Source organism: Solwaraspora sp. WMMA2056 (genome assembly GCF_030345095.1).
In the GTDB taxonomy this organism is placed as follows: Bacteria; Actinomycetota; Actinomycetes; order Mycobacteriales; family Micromonosporaceae; genus Micromonospora_E.
In genome coordinates, this window is record NZ_CP128360.1 from 3,869,010 (window position 1) to 3,887,137 (window position 18,128).

An 18,128-nucleotide genomic window follows, 5' to 3' on the forward strand; every position below is an offset into this window, starting at 1 on the left:
GTGTCCCGCCGTGTCGGGCGGGTGGACCGCGCTCGTGTCCCGCCGTGTCGGCGGCGCTAGACGCTCGTCGGCAACCGGGCCGGCGGCAGCGACACCGGGACGGCCGTGGTGGCGCTGTCGGCACCCCAGCCGATCGCCTGGAACGCCTGCGGCCGGTGGGCCCGCAGCCACATCGCCCACCCGGTGCCGGCCAGCGCCGCCAGGGCGTACCCGGCGGGGAACCACCACCGCAGCGGCGACGTGTCCGGGAGGCCGAGCAGGTCCCCGAAGCTCGTCACCGTACCGATCAGGATCAACCCCAGGACCACGGTGGCCGTGCCCGGGGCCCACCAGCGTCGCCAGGCCGACTCGCCGCGCGGGTGCCCGAGGAAGTAGCCGATCACCGCCACCGAGGTGGCGGTCATCAGGATCAGCACCCCCAACCCGCCGGTGACGGTCAACCAGAAGAACAGGTGGGTGATCGGATCCAGTCCGGCGAGCGGGTAGGCGACGATCACCACCAGGGCCAGCCCGCTCTGGGTGAGCGAGCCCAGTTTGGGGGCACCGGTACGGCGGTTCGTCCGACCGAGGGCGGCCGGCAGCACCCGCTCGCGGCCGAGCGCGAACAGGTACCGGGCGACGGTGTTGTGGAACGCGAGCAGCGCGGCGAACAGACTGGTCAGGAAGAGCAACCGGCCGGCGTCGACGACAGCCTGTCCGACATGCGGGCCCACCAGGACGAACATCAGCTCGGTGCCGTGCTGGCGAGCCTGGTCGACGACCGCGTCCGCGCCGGCGGCGACCGACATGGCCCACGCCGAGCCGGCGTAGCAGGCACCGGTGATCGCCACCGCCAGGTACGTCGCCCGGGCCACCGTCCGGCGTGGGTCACGGGTCTCCTCGGCGAAGACGGTGCTCGCCTCGATGCCGACGAAGCCGGCGATCCCGCCGACCAGCATCGCCGCCACTCCGGGCGTGAGCAGTTGCCCGGGGGCGAGTGTCTGGGTGTCGACCACGCCGTCAGCGGGGTGAGCGACCATCACCAGGCCGTACCCGACGATGACCGCGAGCTCGGCCAGCAGCAGGCCGGCCAGCAGCCGCCCGTTGAGGTCGACCCGGGCCAGACCCAGTACGGCGACCAGCAGCCAACCGGCGAGGGCACCGGCCCACCACGGCACGGCGGCACCGGTGGCGACGGCGGCCACCTCGGCGGCGACCACGCCGAACGCTCCGTACAGACCGATCTGCATCGCGTTGTAAGCGACCAGCGCGACGAACGCGGCCGCGATGCCGGGGACGCGGCCGAGTCCGTGCGCGACGTAGCTGTACATCGCGCCGGCGTTGACCACGTGGCGGCTCATCGCCACGTAGCCCACCGCGAAGATGGCCATGACCACCGCGATGAGCAGGTACGCCATGGGCACCGCCGTGGTGCCGGTGACCGCGAAGCCGGTGCTGGCGCCGCCGGCGACCACGGTCAGCGGCGCGGCGGCGGCGAGAACGAAGAAGAGCACCTGGGGTACTCCGAGCCGGGACCGGGCCAGCGTGGCGGCGACGGTGCCCGGTTGACGGGAACGTAATTGGGACACGCGGGAACTCCGAGGGAGGATCGGCGTCGGGGAGGGCGCGCGGAAGGCGGAGGTTGCTCCGTGGCTCGCCGCGCGAGCAGAGCGGGCGGACCGGCGGGTGCGGATCGTCCCGCGGTCCGGCCACCCTCGCGCGAACCAGGGGCGCGGCAGCCACGGCACGGGGGAACCTCGGCTGCCGCACCCGGATCGTCGTGCCGGCGGCGATGCTCCGGCACCTGCGTAGCCTTACCGGTACTTTCCGCTATGAGGAGAGGTCAGCGGTATTCAGCCGTCTTCAGACCGATCCAGGCCCGGCGTCGTGGTGGCCGGTCACGGCCCTATGGCGGCCTGGTGGTCGGTCACGGCCTCGCTGCGGCCAGCGGGCGGGCGTCGTGGTCGGCGGCTGCGGCAGCTCCCGGCGTCGTCTCCGCGGCCCCACCGGCCTGCGCGGCCCGCCCACGGGTCGACCAGAGCGCCGCCAGGGTGGCCAGCCAGACCAGGCAGGCCCCGAGCATGTGGGCGCTGACCAGCGCCACCGGCAGGTTGGTGAGGTACTGCACCACACCGATCAGCCCCTGGGCCAGCTCGACGACGATCAGGACCACCGCCGCGCGTACCGCCGGGCGGCCGGCGCCGATCGCGCGCAGGGCGAACCACCAGGCGATCGAGAGCCCGACCAGCAGCGCCACCGAGTTGGCGTGCAGCTGCGACATGGCCTGCGGGTCCAGCCCGGTGCGCCCGGCGTCGGCGTCGCCGGCGTGTGGACCGCTGCCGGTCACCACGGTGCCGAGCACCAGGACCGCGAAGCTCACCGTGACGATCGCGAAGGCGAGGTGACGTAGTGGCCGGGGCACGGTGTCGGCGTCGGTGCGGCCACCGTCGCGGGCCCGTCGCCAGAGGGTGTACGCCACCGCCAGCGCCACCATCGACAGCATGAAGTGCAGTGCGACGACCCACGGGTTGAGCTGCACCCGGACACTGATCCCGCCGATCACGCCCTGCAGGATCACCAGTCCCAGCACGCCGAGCGCCGGCCCGCGCAGGTCCGGCCGTCGGGGCCGGCCCACCAGCACCGCGACCAGGGTGGCGAGCGCGATCAGGCCGACCAGGATGCCGAGCACCCGGTTGCCGAACTCGATGACGCCGAGGATGCCCATCTCGGGGGTGGTGACGTACGAGTCCTCGGTGCAGCGGGGCCAGGTCGGGCAGCCGAGCCCGGAGCCGGTGAGCCGCACCCCACCGCCGGTCACCACGATCGCCACGTTGGCGATCAACGAGGCGAGGCTGAGCCTGCGTACCAGGACGGGTGAGGCGAACTGCCGGCGGGAGTCGGTCACGGTACGCAATCGTACGCATGTGGCCGACGCCACAGCGGTGCGGTGCGCGCCCGGTGACCGGCCGGGTCGGCACCCGCGCGGCCCGTCGCCGCCAGCGGGACACGCCCGGGGCGGGCATGGTCGCCGGCATCCGCCGTCCGGTCACTTCCGGTGGCGGTGTGGTGGATCACCGGCAGCCTGTTTGCGGGTGCCCCCGGAAATACGTAACGTTGGCGTAGTGAAAAACAGGGTGGGTCTGCCGGTGGGCGGGTCGACGACCGGTGCGGTCGTCGCCGGCCCGGACGGGCGTACCCGTGACCGGCTGGTCACCCTGCTGCTGGAGCGAGGTGCGGCCACCGCCGCGCAGCTCGGTGCGGAGCTGGGCCTGAGCCCGGCGGCGATCCGCCGGCACCTGGACGCCATGCTCGCCGACGGCGACGTGGTGGCCCGCGACGCTCCGGCCCGCAGCGACCGACGTCGGGGCCGCCCGGCGAAGGTCTTCCGGCTCACTGACACCGCGCGCTCGCGCCACGGGCGCTACCGCTACGACAGCATGGCCGCCGCCGCACTGCGCTGGATCGCCGGCCACGGCGGCGACGCCGCCGTGGAGGAGTTCGCCGCCGCCCAGGTGGCCGGGCTGGAGGCCCGCTGCCGGGCGGCCATCGACCAGGCGGGTGACGATCCGCTGGCCCGCGCCGAGGCACTCGCCGAGGCGCTCAGCGCGGAGGGCTACGCTGCCAACGCGTCCACGATCGCGTCCGGGGGGCAGTTGTGTCAGCACCACTGCCCCGTGGCGCACGTGGCTGCCGAGTTCCCCCAGCTGTGCGAGGCCGAGACCGCGGTGATCTCGCGCCTCATCGGCACCCACGTGCAGCGCCTGGCCACCATCGCCCACGGTGACGGAGTGTGCACCACGCACATTCCGGACCCACGCCGGGCGGAGGCCACCTCGACCGGTGTCGCCGCGACCCGTGGCACGCACCCGACCGATCCACCGACCAACCACGTCACCAGCACTGTGAGGACAGATAGATGACCGAGCAGACCGTCGCGCCCATCTCCCAGGAGGAGCACCTCGCGGCCCTCGGCCGGTACGAGTACGGCTGGGCCGACCGCGACGTGGCCGGTGCCGCCGCCACGCGCGGGCTCAACGAGGCGGTCGTGCGCGACATCTCCGCCAAGAAGAGCGAGCCGCAGTGGATGCTCGACCTGCGGCTCAAGGGCCTGCGGCTGTTCGGCCGCAAGCCGATGCCGGCCTGGGGCGCCGACCTGACCGGCATCGACTTCGACAACATCAAGTACTTCGTGCGCTCCACCGAGAAGCAGGCCACCAGCTGGGAGGAACTGCCGGAGGAGATCAAGAACACCTACGACAAGCTGGGCATCCCGGAGGCCGAGAAGCAGCGGCTGATCGCCGGCGTCGCCGCCCAGTACGAGTCCGAGGTGGTCTACCACAAGATCCGGGAGGACCTGGAGGAGCAGGGGGTCGTCTTCCTCGACACCGACACCGCCCTCAAGGAGCACGAGGACCTCTTCAAGGAGTACTTCGGCACCGTCATCCCGGTCGGTGACAACAAGTTCGCCGCGCTGAACACCTCGGTCTGGTCCGGCGGATCGTTCATCTACGTGCCGAAGGGCGTGCACGTCGAGATCCCGCTGCAGGCCTACTTCCGGATCAACACCGAGAACATGGGCCAGTTCGAGCGGACGCTGATCATCGTCGACGAGGGTGCCTACGTGCACTACGTCGAGGGCTGCACCGCGCCGATCTACTCCTCCGACTCGCTGCACTCCGCAGTGGTCGAGATCATCGTGAAGAAGAACGCCCGCTGCCGTTACACGACCATCCAGAACTGGTCCAACAACGTCTACAACCTGGTCACCAAGCGGGCCGTCTGCCACGAAGGCGCCACCATGGAGTGGATCGACGGCAACATCGGTTCCAAGGTCACCATGAAGTACCCGGCGGTCTACATGACCGGTGCCCACGCCAAGGGCGAGGTGCTCTCGGTGGCGATGGCCGGCGAGGGGCAGCACCAGGACGCCGGCGCGAAGATGGTGCACGCGGCCCCGCACACCTCCTCGACGATCGTCTCCAAGTCCATCGCCCGGGGCGGCGGACGCACCTCCTACCGTGGCCTGGTCCAGGTCCTGGAGGGTTCGCAGCACAGCCGGTCCACGGTCAAGTGCGACGCCCTGCTGGTCGACGCGATCTCCCGGTCGGACACCTACCCGTACGTCGACATCCGTGAGGACGACGTGGCCATGGGGCACGAGGCGACCGTCTCCAAGGTCAGCGAGGACCAGCTGTTCTACCTGATGAGCCGGGGCCTGAGCGAGGACGAGGCGATGGCCATGATCGTGCGTGGCTTCATCGAGCCGATCGCCAAGGAACTCCCCATGGAGTACGCCCTGGAGCTCAACCGCCTCATCGAGCTGCAGATGGAGGGTGCGGTCGGCTGACCTGGCCCGACCCTGCCCGTACCCGTCGCCGGTGTGCACCGGCCGTCGAGAAACCGCCGAGAACAGGAAGAGATGACTATTCAGGCCTCCGCGCCGCCGAAGACCAAGTCCCAGGCGCTGCGCTCACACGACGTCGCCGACTTCCCGGCCATCACCGGCCTGGAGGAGGAGTGGCGGTTCACCCCGCTCAAGCGGTTGCGCGGGCTCGCCACCGGGACCCCGGCGGCCACCGGGTCGCTCACCCACCGGTACGCCGACCTGCCCGCCGGGGTGACGGCGCGCCGCGTCGACCGGTCCGATCCCCGGATCGGCAGCGTGCTGACCCCGATCGACCGGATCAGCGCGCTCGCCTACGGGCTGGCCGCCGACGCGCTGCTGGTCGAGGTGGCCCCCGAGGCCACCCCGACACAGGCCGCGGTGATCACGGTCAGCGGCGACGGCACGGACGCGATCGCGTACGGCCACACCCTGGTCGACGTCGGCCGGTTCGCCGAGGCGACCCTGGTCCTCGAGCAGGTCGGCGCGACCACGCTGGCAGACAACGTCGAGGTGATCGTCGGAGACGGTGCCGCGCTGACCCTGGTCACCGTCGCGGACTGGGCGTCCGACGCGGTGCAGGCGCAGCACGTGAAGTTCCGGCTCGGCCGCGACGCCCGGGTCGTCCACGTCCAGGTGACCCTCGGCGGGGACCTGGTCCGGCAGTTCACCAGCGTCGAGTACACCGGCCGGGGTGGCGACGCCGAACTGTTCGGCCTCTACTTCGCCGACGCCGGTCAGCACCTGGAGCACCGGCAGCTGGTGGACCACACGGTGCCCGACTGCCGTAGCAACGTCGGCTACCGGGGGGCGCTGCAGGGCGCCAGCGCACACACCGTCTGGGTCGGCGACGTGTTGATCCGGGCCGAGGCGACCGGCACCGACACGTACGAGATCAACCGGAACCTGCTGCTGACCGACGGCGCGCGCGCCGACTCGGTGCCCAACCTGGAGATCGAGACCGGTGAGGTGGCCGGGGCCGGGCACGCCAGCGCCACCGGCCGGTTCGACGACGAGCAGCTGTTCTACCTGATGGCCCGGGGCATCCCGGAGGCCGAGGCCCGCAAACTGGTGGTCCGGGGCTTCTTCACCGAGCTGGTCAACAAGATCCCGGTCGCCGAGCTGCGTGACCGGCTCGGCGACGCCATCGAGCAGCGACTCGTGCGCGCCGAATCGGCCGTCGAAGCCGGTGCCGAGACCACCGGCGCCCCGACCGTGACCGGTGCCGGTGTGGCACCGACCGTACCGGGCCAGCCCGGGGTGGTCGCCGAGGAGATCCGCTGACCATGTCCGACCTGATCCGGGTCTGCGCCACCGCCGAGATCCCGTCCGGATCGGCGGTCAGCGCCGACATCGACGGCGTACCGGTCGCCGTCGTGCACACCGACGAGGGTGCCTTCCACGCGGTGCACGACCAGTGTTCGCACGCCGCGGTCGCCCTCTCCGAGGGCGAGGTCGACGGCTGCACCCTGGAGTGCTGGCTGCACGGCTCCCGGTTCGACCTGCGGACCGGGCAGCCCACCGGCCTGCCCGCCACTGAACCCGTCCCCGTCTTTCCCGTCGAGATCCGCGACGGCGACATCTACGTCAGTCTGACGCCGAGCAATGGAGTAGCCGTACCATGAGCGTTCTGGAGATCCGCGACCTGCAGGTGTCGGTCAAGCTGCCGGAAGGCGAGCTCAAGCCGATCCTGGCCGGGGTGACGTTGACCATCCGGTCGGGGGAGACGCACGCCATCATGGGCCCGAACGGCTCCGGCAAGTCGACGCTGGCGTACTCGATCGCCGGCCACCCCAAGTACGAGATCACCGGCGGTGAGGTGCTGCTCGACGGCGAAGACGTGCTCGCCATGTCGGTCGACGAGCGGGCCCGCGTCGGGCTGTTCCTCGCCATGCAGTACCCGGTCGAGGTGCCCGGGGTGTCGGTGGCGAACTTCCTGCGTACCGCCAAGACCGCGGTCGACGGCACGGCGCCGAAGCTGCGCACCTGGGCCGGTGAGCTGCGCGGTGCCATGGAGCGGCTGCAGATGGACCCGGCGTTCGCCCAGCGCAACGTCAACGAGGGCTTCTCCGGCGGTGAGAAGAAGCGGCACGAGATCGTGCAGCTGGAGCTGCTCAAGCCGAAGATGGCCATCCTCGACGAGACCGACTCCGGGCTCGACATCGACGCGCTGCGGGTGGTCAGCGAGGGGGTCAACCGGGTACGGGACGCGGGCCAGACCGGTCTGCTGCTGATCACCCACTACACCCGGATCCTGCGTTACATCAAGCCGGACTTCGTGCACGTCTTCGTCGGCGGTCGGATCGTCGAGGAGGGCGGCCCGGAGCTGGCGGAGAAGCTGGAAGCCGAAGGCTACGAGCGGTACGTCGCGGGTGCCGGCACGGCTGCGGCCTGACCGGGCGCCGGGACCACCTCACGATCCGTGCAGAAGGGCGGCGTCGAGCCGATGAGCACCATAGCCATCCCCCGGGACACGCCGGCCCCCGACGGTCCATCCATGTTGGACGTCGATGCGGTCCGGGCGGACTTCCCGATCCTCGGCCGGCAGGTCAACGGCCACCCGCTGGTGTATCTGGACAGCGCCAACACCTCCCAGAAACCCCGCCAGGTGCTCGACGCGCTGTCCGACTACTACCAGCAGCACAACGCCAACGTCGCCCGGTCGGTGCACACCCTGGGCACCGAGTCGACCGAGGCGTACGAGGGTGCCCGGGCCAAGCTGGCCGCGTTCATCGGCGCGGCCAGCCCGGACGAGGTGGTCTTCACCAAGAACTCCACCGAGGCGATCAACCTCGTCGCGTACGCCTTCGCCAACGCCTCGACCGGCGCTGGTGCCGGCGCCGACCCCCGGTTGCGGCTCGGCCCCGGTGACGAGGTGGTGATCTCCGAGATGGAGCACCACTCGAACATCGTCCCCTGGCAGCTGCTGTGCGAACGTACCGGCGCCACGCTGCGCTGGTTCGGGCTCACCTCCGACGGCCGACTCGACGAGTCGGACCTGACCGGGCTGATCACCGAGCGGACCAAACTGGTCTCCCTGGTACACATGTCGAACATCCTCGGCACGGTCAACGACCTGACCGCCATCACCCGCCGGGTCCGCGAGGTCGGCGCCCTGCTGCTGCTGGACTGCTCCCAGTCGGTGCCGCACCGGCCGGTGGACGTGGCGGCGCTGGACGCCGACTTCATCGCCTTCACCGGGCACAAGATGTGCGGTCCGACCGGGATCGGGGTGCTGTGGGGCCGGGCGGCGCTGCTCGACGTGATGCCACCGGTACTCGGCGGCGGCTCGATGATCGAGACGGTGTCGATGAGTGGTTCCACGTTCGCCCCGGCGCCGGCCCGGTTCGAGGCCGGGACGCCGCCGATCGCCCAGGCGGTCGGCCTCGGCGCCGCTGTCGACTACCTCACCGCACTGGGCATGCCTGCGGTCGCCGCGCACGAGGAGCAGGTCACCGCGTACGCCCTGGATGCCCTGGCCACCGTGCCGGGTCTGCGGATCGTCGGCCCGCCGACACCTGCCGGGCGCGGCGGTACGGTGTCGTTCGCGCTGGACGGGATCCACCCGCACGACGTGGGGCAGATCCTCGACGCCCAGGGCGTGCAGGTCCGGGTCGGCCACCACTGCGCCCGTCCGGTCTGCGTCCGCTACGGCGTCCCGGCGACCACCCGGGCGTCGTTCTACCTCTACACCACGACCGGCGAGGTGGACGCGCTGGTGCGCGGACTGGAACAGGCGCGGAAGGTCTTCGACTGATGGAGCTCGACCAGCTGTACCAGGAGATCATCCTGGACCACTACAAGCGTCCACAGGGGCGTGGCCTGCGGGAGCCCTACGCGGCGGAGGCGCACCACGTCAACCCGACCTGCGGCGACGAGATCACCGTACGGGTGAGTCTGGGCGACGACGACCGGCTCGGGGTGTCCCACGACGGCCAGGGCTGCTCGATCAGCCAGGCGTCGGCCAGCGTGCTGTACGAGTTGGTCGACGGACGGTCGGCCGACGAGGCGTTCGCGGTGCACGGCGCCTTCGTCGAACTGGTGTCCGGCCGTGGCCAGGTCGAGCCGGACGAGGATGTGCTGGGTGACGGGGTGGCGTTCGCCGGAGTGGCGCGCTACCCGGCCCGGGTGAAGTGTGCGCTGCTGCCGTGGATGGCGTTCAAGGACGCCGCGGCACGCGCCGGTGTGGGCGCGAGCCCGGAGGTGACGCTATGAGTGCCGAAGAGACCATGACCGAGGCGACGCCGGTGGCGGAGTCGACCGATGCTGCCGCCGGTACGTCCAACGGTGCCGGTACGGCGGCCGGGGCCACCCCGGCCGGTCGGCCGGCACTGGCCGACATCGAGGAGGCGATGAAGGACGTCGTCGACCCGGAGCTCGGCATCAACGTCGTCGACCTCGGCCTGGTGTACGGCCTGCACGTCGACGACGACAACGTCGCGACCATCGACATGACGTTGACCAGCGCGGCGTGCCCGCTGACCGACGTCATCGAGGATCAGGCCCGCCAGGCGTTGACCACCGGACCGGGCGGTGGCCTGGTCTCCGACATCCGGATCAACTGGGTCTGGCTGCCGCCGTGGGGGCCGGACAAGATCACCGACGAGGGCCGGGACCAGCTGCGGGCCCTCGGGTTCAACGTCTGACCCGACGACACGCGACGGCGGGGTGGGCGGTCCTGGCCGGACCGCCCACCCCGCCGTCGCGTCTGCTACCTGCCGTACACCTCGAGTTCGTAGAGCGAGTAGCCGTACTGGCTGCCCCGGGTGACGCCGACCAGCCGCAGGTACCGGGCCGTGGTCACCGGGAAGGCGGCGACGTCGGTGCCGCCGTCACCGACGGTGGTGGACCAGACGGTCCGCCAGGCGGTGCCGTCGTCGGAGACCTCGATCCGGTACGCCCGGCCGTAGGCCGCCTCCCAGTGCAGCACCGCCCGGCCGACCGGGCGGGCACCGCCCAGGTCGACGCGGAGCCACTGGTCGTCGGACCAGTCGCTGGCCCACCGGGTGCCCCGGTGGCCGTCGACCGCCCGGCCGACCGGGTTGCCCAGCTGGCTGCTGCTGGCGCTGACCGGCCGGCCGGCGGCCAGGTTGGTCACGTCGTCGCCCCGGCCGGCCGGGAAGGACACCACCTGCTGGTAGGTGGGGCGGTTCTGCCAGGCGATCAGCGCCTGGTTGATGCCACCCAGTGGGGAGTGCACGATCGCGTCGGCGCACCACTGGTCGCCGGCCGCGCAGTACGCGTCCCCCGGATAGGTGGTCGTCGCCGGTTCGGCCAGCGCCGCCCGCAGGCTGTCCAGCAGCACCTGCCGGCACGCCGCCGGTGACCCGCCGCCGCAGAAGGTGTCGCCCAGGCCGGCCGCGACCGGTTCGCCGAGGACGGCGCGCAGGTCCTTGTCGACGTAGCCCCACCAGCCGTACTGGAACGACGAGCCCTTGTGGGTCTGCGCCGAGTTGGCCGACGTGGGCAGTTGGGAGACGTCGCCGCGTTGCTGCCCGGACGGCGACTCGTTGATCATCAGAGCGTCGATCAGCGACCGGTAGAGCCCGTCGCCGAGTCCGGGCCGGAACTGTGCCCGGACCAGCAGCGGCCACCATGCGTCGAGCACCCGGATCGCCTCGGCGTGCCGGTAGACCTTGCTGCCGGCGGTGGTCTCCACCCGCAGCGCGCCGTCGGCGTGCCAGGCCCGTAGCGCCGCGATGGCGTCGGCCAGCGCCGAATCGGTGACCGGCTGGCTGTCGAGCACCCGCAGGATGGTGCCGAGCACCTCGGCGCCGCGCAGGTCGGTCAGTCCGGCCCGCTGCACCAGGGCGACCACGTCGGCGCGGTCGAGCGTGCGTCCGGCCGCCACGGCGGCCCGGACCGGTACGTCGAGCAGGTCGCCCCGGTGCACGGCACCGAAGCTGAAGTTGCCGTCGGCGGCACCGAAGTCCTTGGCCTGCTTGTTGTTCCAGCTGATGTAGTAGTCCTGGTCGATCGACTGCGGCTTCGACGACGCCGGGGCGTACCGGGCGGTGTTGGTGGCCGGGTCGTAGTCGAGCCATTCGTACGCCGGATCGGCCCGCATCGGCAGGTTCGGGTCGGCACCGGGGGCGCGGACCGGGTTGCGTCCGGAGGTGAACGTCGCGGACTCGGTCGAGTTGACGTAGAACCAGTTGAAGGCGAACTCGACGTTGTCGGCGGTGTCGATGAAGTCGGCCGCGGTGCCCATCACGGCCGGGTCGTTGAACATCTGGAACCCGATCGCCGAGTCGGCCTCGTGCCGGTAGGTGGACCGCAGCTGGGTGAAGGCGTGCGGCTGGCCGTCGACCAGCGCCCGCCAGCCGACCAGGCCGAGCCGGGTCCGCCAGGTGACCAGCCGGTACGACCCGGCCGGGGTGGGGTCGGCCACCGTGGGCGACCAGCGGTTGACGTGCGACAGCTCCTCCATCGCCAGGCACTGCCCCCGGTACCGGTAGTGGTTGCTGGCCAGCGTCGGGGCGGCACCGTCGGGGTTGCACAGCGGTACGGCGTACGTGTCGGTGATGTCGTGGATGGACGAGGTGGCGCTCCACGCGTAGTCGGCTCCCCGACCGAGCAGGACGTAGAGGTTGAGCCCGGCGAACGCGACACCCCGGGCGCTGATCCCCGGTCCCTGCAGCTCCTGGACCATCAGCAGTTGCGGGGCGAAGTAGCCGGTCTGCGGGCCGAAGACCGCGATCGGGTGTCCGGTGGCGGAGTGCTCGGCGCCGATCACGACCGCGTTGGACATGCCACGCGGGGCCGCGCCGATGGTGAGCCCGGCGAGGGCGGCGGCACCGGCGGTTGGCCCGTCGTCGGCCGCTGCCGCCGTCGGGACGGCCGAGCCGGTGGGGTCGGTGACCACCGGCTCGACCCGCGCGGTGCCGGCGTCGGGCAGCACCACACTGGTGGCGTCGGCCGGGCTGGCGCCGTACGGGAAGCTCTGCCCGTCGTGCAGGGTCAGCACCGTCTCCGGGTCGTTGGCGGCGCGGAACCCCTGCCATACCTGGTCACCGACGACCGGTCCGTAGCGGGCCTGGGCGGCCACCCGGACCAGCGCGGACTGCATCTCGGTGCCGCCTCCGCCGCCGAAGAGTCCGCCGATGACCCCGGCGATGGCGATCAGGTCGGTCAGCTGGAACGGCTTCGGCCCGCCGGCGTTGGTGATCGCGTCGAGGTGCCCGGTGAGGACGTACTCGCCGGGGCAGTTGCGGGCGGCCATGCAGTCGCGGATGTAGGCGTTGACGCCGGCCACGTAGGCGGTGACGTCCTGGTAGAGCAGCTCGCCCCGGTCGCCGCGCTGACGCAGCGCGGTGACCTGCGCGTCGAGGTCGGCCTGGGTGTACGGCGCGGTGCGCCACAGGCTCTGCTCCAGCTCCCGGTTACCCGGGGCGCCGCCGGCGAACGAGGTGAGAGTGCCGCGTCCGACGTGGCGCAGCAGGTCCATGGTGAACAGCCGGTCCTCGGCTCCGGCGTAGCCGGCACCGTACATGGTGCCGGCCCGGGTGGTCCCGGTGACGTGCGGTACGCCGGTGGCCCTGTCCCGTACGACGGTCACGTCGGCTCGGGGCTGGTAGCTGCGGGCGACCTGTCCGACGGGTACGCCGAAGGACGCGTCGGTGAAGAAGGTGTCGATCTGTTCGTCGGCCAGGCCGGCGTAGCCGTAGACCAGTCTGGCGTAGCGGTCGAGCTGGTCGCGGGCGTGCGGCGGGTAGGTGCCGAAGGCCTGGTGGCCGAGGATGTCGACGAGGGTGGCGTTGCCGTTCTGCCCGGGCGGCAGGATGTCGGCGCACTCGTCAAGGCAGTGGTCCACGGTGGTGGACGCGGTGGCGGGGGACTGGTCGAGGGTGGTCACCGGAGCTGGGGTGTCAGGTGGCGCGGCGGCCGTGGCCGGTACGGCGAGGGTCCCACCGCCGAGCGCGGCGGCGGTCAGGACGGCGACCACGGGTCTGGTGATTGCGGTGCGCAGGGGCATGTACGCCTCCATCGGTGGGCGGGGGTTGACCCCCGATGGCCAGAAGTGAAAAAAATTCAGTTACTGGATGGTAGCCAGGCGCCGTGCCGGTGCGGAAGATTTAGCTGGCTCGATTATTGTCGGGCATTTCCTGCCAGACTGAACAGAAGGGACAACCGATGCGCAGACCTCGACCGCTGGGGCGTCGCCGGACCATCGGCGGCCTCGTCGCGACACTCGCGATCACCGGCGGACTCGCCGCCGGACCGATGCCCGCCGCCGCGTCGGCCACCGCCACCGGCCCGACGGCGACCCCCGCCGACCCGGCGTCGGTCGCCGTGACCGCCGACCCGGCCGTCACGGGCACCGTCTCGGTGCTGACCTACAACGTCGCCGGCCTGCCGGCCTGGCTCTCCAGCGGCAACCCCGCCGTCAACACCCGACCGATCGGGCAGCGCATCGACGCCTACGACGTGGTCCACGTCCAGGAGGACTTCAACTACCACGCCGACCTGTACGCGGCCAACAACCATCCACACCGGACGCCCACGAGCGGCGGCGTGCCCTTCGGGGACGGCCTCAACACACTGTCGCACCATCCGTACTCCGACCTGACCCGGGTGCGCTGGAACACCTGCAACGGCACGGACTGCCTCACCCCGAAGGGCTTCACCCGCACCCGGATCCGACTGGCCGAGGGCGTCGGAATCGACTTCTACAACGCCCACCCCAACGCCGGCAGCACCGACGCCGACCTGGCCGCCCGCCGGGCCAACATCACCCAGCTGACCGAGTACATCCTGGCCAACTCAGCGGGCATCGCGGTGGTCGTCGCCGGTGACACCAACACCCGGTGGACCCGGGCCGGGGACAACATCCGCGACCTCGCCAGCGCCGCCGGGCTCACCGACGCCTGGGTCCAGGCCGAGCGTGGCGGTGTACCGCCGGCCGCCGGCAGCCCGGCCCTGGTCTGCGACCCGGCGCAGGTCACCTCCGCTTGCGAGGTGGTCGACAAGATCCTCTACCGGGGCAACCGGCTCATCGATCTGGACCTGGTGAGCTACGCCAACGACAACGCCGCGTTCCTCGACCCCGCCGGCCGGCCGCTGTCGGACCACTACCCGATCGCCGCCACCCTGCGCTGGAGTCTCGCCGCCGACCTGCGGATGAGCGACGACTGGGGCGGCCCGCACGGCACCCCGTTCACCGACGTGGACCAGGTCCGCCCCGGCGGCCAGGTCGGCCGGATCGCCGTACGCGGTGGAGCCAGGCTGGACCAGGTGTCGCTGACCCTGTCCGACGGGCCGACCCTTACCCACGGTGGTGCCGGCGGGAACCTGACCAGCCTGGACCTGGCCCCGGGGGAGTACCTCACCCAGGCGACCCTGACCCGGGGCCAGCGCGACGGCCGGACCCGGGTCTTCTCCGCGCGGTTCGTCACCAACCTGGGCCGGGTGCTGGCCGCCGGTACGCCGACCAGCGACACGGTCACCTACGTCGCCCCGGCCGGCTGGCAGATCGGCGGCTTCCACGGCCGCGCCGGCACCGAGGTCGACCGGCTCGGGATGATCTGGACCCCGGCACCGGCGTCCCGTTAGTGGACCAGACTGACCAGGGCCCGCTTGAGGTAGCCGTCGTGCCGGTTGTCCACCCAGCCGACCGCACTGATCGGCCGCCCCTGTTTGCGGGCCTCGTCGCAGTAGTCCAGCACGTCCGACGCGGGCTGGTAGTCGGTGACTGCCAGCGCCGCGTTGGCGCGTAGCCGGTACGCGGCGTCCTCGGCGTCCCGTACGGCGATCCGCCCGTCGTCGTCGCGGCGCGCCGCCACCGTGATCTGCCAGCCGAACAACTGCACCAGCACGATGCCGGGAAGAGCGTCGGCGGGGATGCTCACCTCGGCGTTCGCCCGGGCCAGCGCCTCGGCGACCTCCCGCTGGTAGGTACCCGCCCAGGCAGCCTGAGCCTGCTGCGGACGCATGACCGACAGCAGTTCGTTCTGCTGGTCGGTGGAGAGCGCGGTGAGCAGTGCGGCCATTGTCGGCTGCGGCAACCGGTCGGCGACCGCGCGGACCTGTTCGGCGGGGAGCCGGCTCAGCACCGCCACCGCTTCTGCGGTCGGCAGGCTGCGCGCGTAGTCGCCCAGCTGCTCGGTGCTCAGCAGCCTCATCAACTTGGCCCGCAGGTCGTCGCTGGCGGCGGGGAGGAGCCGGATCAGGTCGGACGTCGTCAGTTCCGCGACCGCGACCGGGATCCGGTCGGCGGGCATCGCCGCCAGCAACCCGACGGCCTGTCGCGGTGAGGTACTGCGAACCATCGCGATGAGCTGGGTTATGGGCATCATCCCACCGGGCAGCATGAGTGTCGTCTCCAGGGAGTCAGGTGATCGTTACGCGCGCCTGATGTGCCTAACATCCCTGGCCAGCACGTCGCATCAACCCGTCGGCGGAGTTGTGCGGCGTTCGGCCAGGTTTCGGTGGTCTCGCCCGGCGGCGTCGCGAGCGTCGCTTCGCTAACCTGCCGGGAATGATCCCCCGGCTGCCCCGCCTGTCCCACCCGTTCACCCGGCAGGGTGTCACGGTCGGCGTGGTGCTGGTGCTCTGGGCCGCGGTGACCGCAGGGGTCGCCGGACTGTTCCTCGGCAACCGGCAACCGCCGGAGGTGGCCGCGCGGACCGCCGCCGCGACCTTCGTCAGCCGCCTCGACCAGGCCGCTCCGGCGGCGGCCTACGACCTGCTCTGCGCGCCGGTCCGGGCGCGGCTCGCCCGGACCGACTTCACCCGGTGGACCCGGGGACTGCAGATCGCCGACCACTGGGTGGGTGCGGCACGACCGGGCCCGGACCCGACCTCGGCGGTGGCGGGGTCCGGCTGACCGGGCCGTCCGGCACCGCGCGGGTGGTGGAGTTCACCGTGGTGGCCGAGCGGGGCACCTGGCGGGTCTGTTCCGGCCCGTGGTGACCGGGCCGGGACACCGGTCGGACCGGGCCGGGACACCGCGTCGCGTCGGAGTCGGCCGGGTCGGCGGGCAGGCCACCGCGTGCCGACGGTAATCGGCTGGGAGCCGTGGCCGGCGCACCGGTAGTATGGGCCCGTGCTGCTCTGCGAAGGCTGAACCGCCCCGCGCCGACGGTCGACGACCTGTCGGCGCTTTGTCATGTCCGCGAGTCAGCCCTCGACATCAGGAGCGAGTCACCGATGATCACCGCAACCGGCCTGGAACTCCGCGCGGGGTCGCGAATCCTGCTCTCCGACACCACGCTGCGGGTGCAGCCCGGCGACCGGATCGGTCTGGTCGGCCGCAACGGCGCGGGCAAGACCACCACGCTCAAGGTCCTGGCGGGCGAGGGACTGCCGTACGCGGGGCAGATCGAGCGGCGCAGCGCCGTCGGCTACCTGCCGCAGGATCCGCGTACCGGCGACCTGAACGTGACCGCCCGCGACCGGGTCCTGTCGGCCCGGGGGTTGGACACCCTGATGTCGCAGATGGCCGAGCTGGAGGCCCGGCTGGCCGAGGGGGGCACCGACGAGCGGCTGGTCCGCCGGTACGGCACCCTCGAGGATCAGTTCGCGTCGCTCGGCGGGTACGCGGCCGAAGCCGAGGCGGCCCGGATCTGCGCGAACCTCGGGCTGCCCGACCGGGTCCTCGGGCAGACGATCGGCACTCTCTCCGGCGGTCAGCGGCGGCGGATCGAGCTGGCCCGGATCCTGTTCCGGGACGCGGCGGAGAACGGCGGGGGCATTCTGCTGCTCGACGAGCCGACCAACCATCTCGACGCCGACTCGATCAGCTGGCTGCGGGGCTTCCTCGGCGGGCACAAGGGCGGGCTGGTGGTGATCAGCCACGACGTGGATCTGCTGGACGCCGTCGTCAACAAGGTGTGGTTCCTCGACGCCACCCGCTCGGTGGTCGATCTGTACAACGTCGGCTGGACGGCGTACCAGCAGCAGCGGGAGACCGACGAACGGCGCCGCCGCCGGGAGCGCGCCAACGCGGAGAAGAAGGCCGGGGCGCTGATCGCCCAGGCGGACAAGATGCGGGCCAAGGCGACGAAGACGGTGGCCGCGCAGAACATGGCCCGGCGCGCCGAGAAGCTGCTGGCCGGCCTCGAGGACGAACGGGTCGCGGACAAGGTGGCCAAGGTCCGCTTCCCGAGCCCGGCGCCGTGCGGCAAGACGCCGCTGACGGCCGCGGGGCTGTCGAAGTCGTACGGCTCGTTGGAGATCTTCTCCGGGGTCGACGTGGCGGTCGACCGGGGGTCGCGGGTGGCGATCCTCGGGCTCAACGGCGCGGGCAAGACGACTCTGCTGCGGATTCTCGGGGGCCTGCTGGAGCCGGATTCCGGTGCGGTGCACCCCGGGCACGGGCTGCGGCTGGGCTACTACGCGCAGGAACACGAGACCCTGGACGTCGACCGGTCGGTGCTCGACCACATGCGCAGTGCGGCCGTGGAGCAGTCCGATACCGACCTGCGAAAGATTCTCGGCGCGTTCCTGTTCAGCGGTGAGGACGTGAACAAGCCGGCTGGAGTGCTCTCGGGTGGGGAGAAGACCCGGCTCGCCCTGGCGACGCTGGTCTGTTCCGGTGCGAACGTATTGCTGCTCGACGAACCGACGAACAACCTGGATCCGGTCAGCCGTGAACAGGTTCTGGACGCCATCGCCCGGTATCCCGGTGCCATCGTGCTCGTCACCCACGACCCGGGTGCGGTGTCGGCGCTCAAGCCTGACCGGGCGATTCTGTTGCCCGACGGCGACGAGGACACCTGGAGCGACGACCTGCTCGAACTCGTGGAACTTGCATGAACGGGCGGCT

At 71.6% G+C, this 18,128-nt stretch carries 15 protein-coding genes; 11 read left to right on the forward strand and 4 right to left on the reverse strand.

Annotated features, from left to right (window positions below):
• Positions 1-56 precede the first annotated feature (56 nt).
• Positions 57-1,568 carry an APC family permease gene (locus O7608_RS17640; RefSeq protein ID WP_289205625.1) on the reverse strand — a complete coding sequence of 504 codons (1,512 nt, stop codon included), beginning with the start codon at positions 1,566-1,568 and terminating at the stop codon, positions 57-59.
• A gap of 338 nt (positions 1,569-1,906) precedes the next feature.
• Positions 1,907-2,884 carry a COX15/CtaA family protein gene (locus O7608_RS17645; RefSeq protein WP_289205626.1) on the reverse strand — a complete coding sequence of 326 codons (978 nt, stop codon included), beginning with the start codon at positions 2,882-2,884 and terminating at the stop codon, positions 1,907-1,909.
• Positions 2,885-3,101: 217 nt separating this feature from the next.
• Between O7608_RS17645 and O7608_RS17650 the strand changes: the two genes are divergently transcribed.
• From O7608_RS17650 to O7608_RS17685, 8 genes are all read left to right on the forward strand, one after another.
• Positions 3,102-3,899 carry a helix-turn-helix transcriptional regulator gene (locus O7608_RS17650; RefSeq protein WP_421360681.1) on the forward strand — a complete coding sequence of 266 codons (798 nt, stop codon included), beginning with the start codon at positions 3,102-3,104 and terminating at the stop codon, positions 3,897-3,899.
• Complete coding sequence (gene sufB, locus O7608_RS17655) at positions 3,896-5,326, forward strand: Fe-S cluster assembly protein SufB (RefSeq protein WP_282226752.1); 1,431 nt, start codon at positions 3,896-3,898, stop codon at positions 5,324-5,326. Before O7608_RS17650 ends, sufB begins: the two co-directional genes overlap by 4 nt.
• Before the next feature lie 72 nt (positions 5,327-5,398).
• A complete protein-coding gene (gene sufD / locus O7608_RS17660) occupies positions 5,399-6,646 on the forward strand; it encodes a Fe-S cluster assembly protein SufD (RefSeq protein WP_289205627.1) in 1,248 nt (415 codons plus the stop codon).
• Positions 6,647-6,657: 11 nt separating this feature from the next.
• Positions 6,658-6,987 (forward strand): non-heme iron oxygenase ferredoxin subunit, encoded by a 330-nt coding sequence (locus O7608_RS17665; RefSeq protein WP_282229693.1) that lies wholly within the window; start codon positions 6,658-6,660, stop codon positions 6,985-6,987.
• Positions 6,984-7,757: a Fe-S cluster assembly ATPase SufC gene (sufC, locus tag O7608_RS17670; protein WP_289205628.1), complete on the forward strand. Its 774-nt coding sequence runs from the start codon at positions 6,984-6,986 to the stop codon at positions 7,755-7,757. Before O7608_RS17665 ends, sufC begins: the two co-directional genes overlap by 4 nt.
• 51 nt (positions 7,758-7,808) lie before the next feature.
• Positions 7,809-9,119 carry a cysteine desulfurase gene (locus tag O7608_RS17675; protein WP_289205629.1) on the forward strand — a complete coding sequence of 437 codons (1,311 nt, stop codon included), beginning with the start codon at positions 7,809-7,811 and terminating at the stop codon, positions 9,117-9,119.
• Entirely contained in the window at positions 9,119-9,577 is a 459-nt protein-coding gene (gene sufU / locus O7608_RS17680; RefSeq protein WP_289205630.1) for a Fe-S cluster assembly sulfur transfer protein SufU, read from the forward strand. Before O7608_RS17675 ends, sufU begins: the two co-directional genes overlap by 1 nt.
• 14 nt (positions 9,578-9,591) lie before the next feature.
• Entirely contained in the window at positions 9,592-10,008 is a 417-nt protein-coding gene (locus O7608_RS17685) for a metal-sulfur cluster assembly factor (RefSeq protein ID WP_421361557.1), read from the forward strand.
• A 65-nt stretch (positions 10,009-10,073) separates the two neighbouring features.
• Here O7608_RS17685 and O7608_RS17690 read toward each other — a convergent pair whose 3' ends face one another.
• Entirely contained in the window at positions 10,074-13,337 is a 3,264-nt protein-coding gene (locus O7608_RS17690; protein ID WP_289205632.1) for a penicillin acylase family protein, read from the reverse strand.
• A 158-nt stretch (positions 13,338-13,495) separates the two neighbouring features.
• Here O7608_RS17690 and O7608_RS17695 point away from each other — a divergent pair, with 158 nt between their 5' ends.
• Complete coding sequence (locus O7608_RS17695; protein ID WP_289205633.1) at positions 13,496-14,914, forward strand: jacalin-like lectin; 1,419 nt, start codon at positions 13,496-13,498, stop codon at positions 14,912-14,914.
• Here the strand turns inward: O7608_RS17695 and O7608_RS17700 are convergent.
• Positions 14,911-15,630 carry a magnesium transporter MgtE N-terminal domain-containing protein gene (locus tag O7608_RS17700; RefSeq protein WP_289205634.1) on the reverse strand — a complete coding sequence of 240 codons (720 nt, stop codon included), beginning with the start codon at positions 15,628-15,630 and terminating at the stop codon, positions 14,911-14,913. The two genes, O7608_RS17695 and O7608_RS17700, sit on opposite strands and share 4 nt — an antisense overlap.
• Positions 15,631-15,839: 209 nt before the next feature.
• On the opposite strand from O7608_RS17700, the gene O7608_RS17705 reads away from it, so the two are divergent.
• Both O7608_RS17705 and O7608_RS17710 read left to right on the forward strand, forming a co-directional pair.
• Positions 15,840-16,187, forward strand: a complete 348-nt coding sequence (locus tag O7608_RS17705) for a hypothetical protein (RefSeq protein WP_289205635.1) — start codon at positions 15,840-15,842, stop codon at positions 16,185-16,187.
• Between the two features lie 323 nt (positions 16,188-16,510).
• Positions 16,511-18,118, forward strand: a complete 1,608-nt coding sequence (locus O7608_RS17710) for an ABC-F family ATP-binding cassette domain-containing protein (protein ID WP_289205636.1) — start codon at positions 16,511-16,513, stop codon at positions 18,116-18,118.
• Positions 18,119-18,128 lie beyond the last annotated feature (10 nt).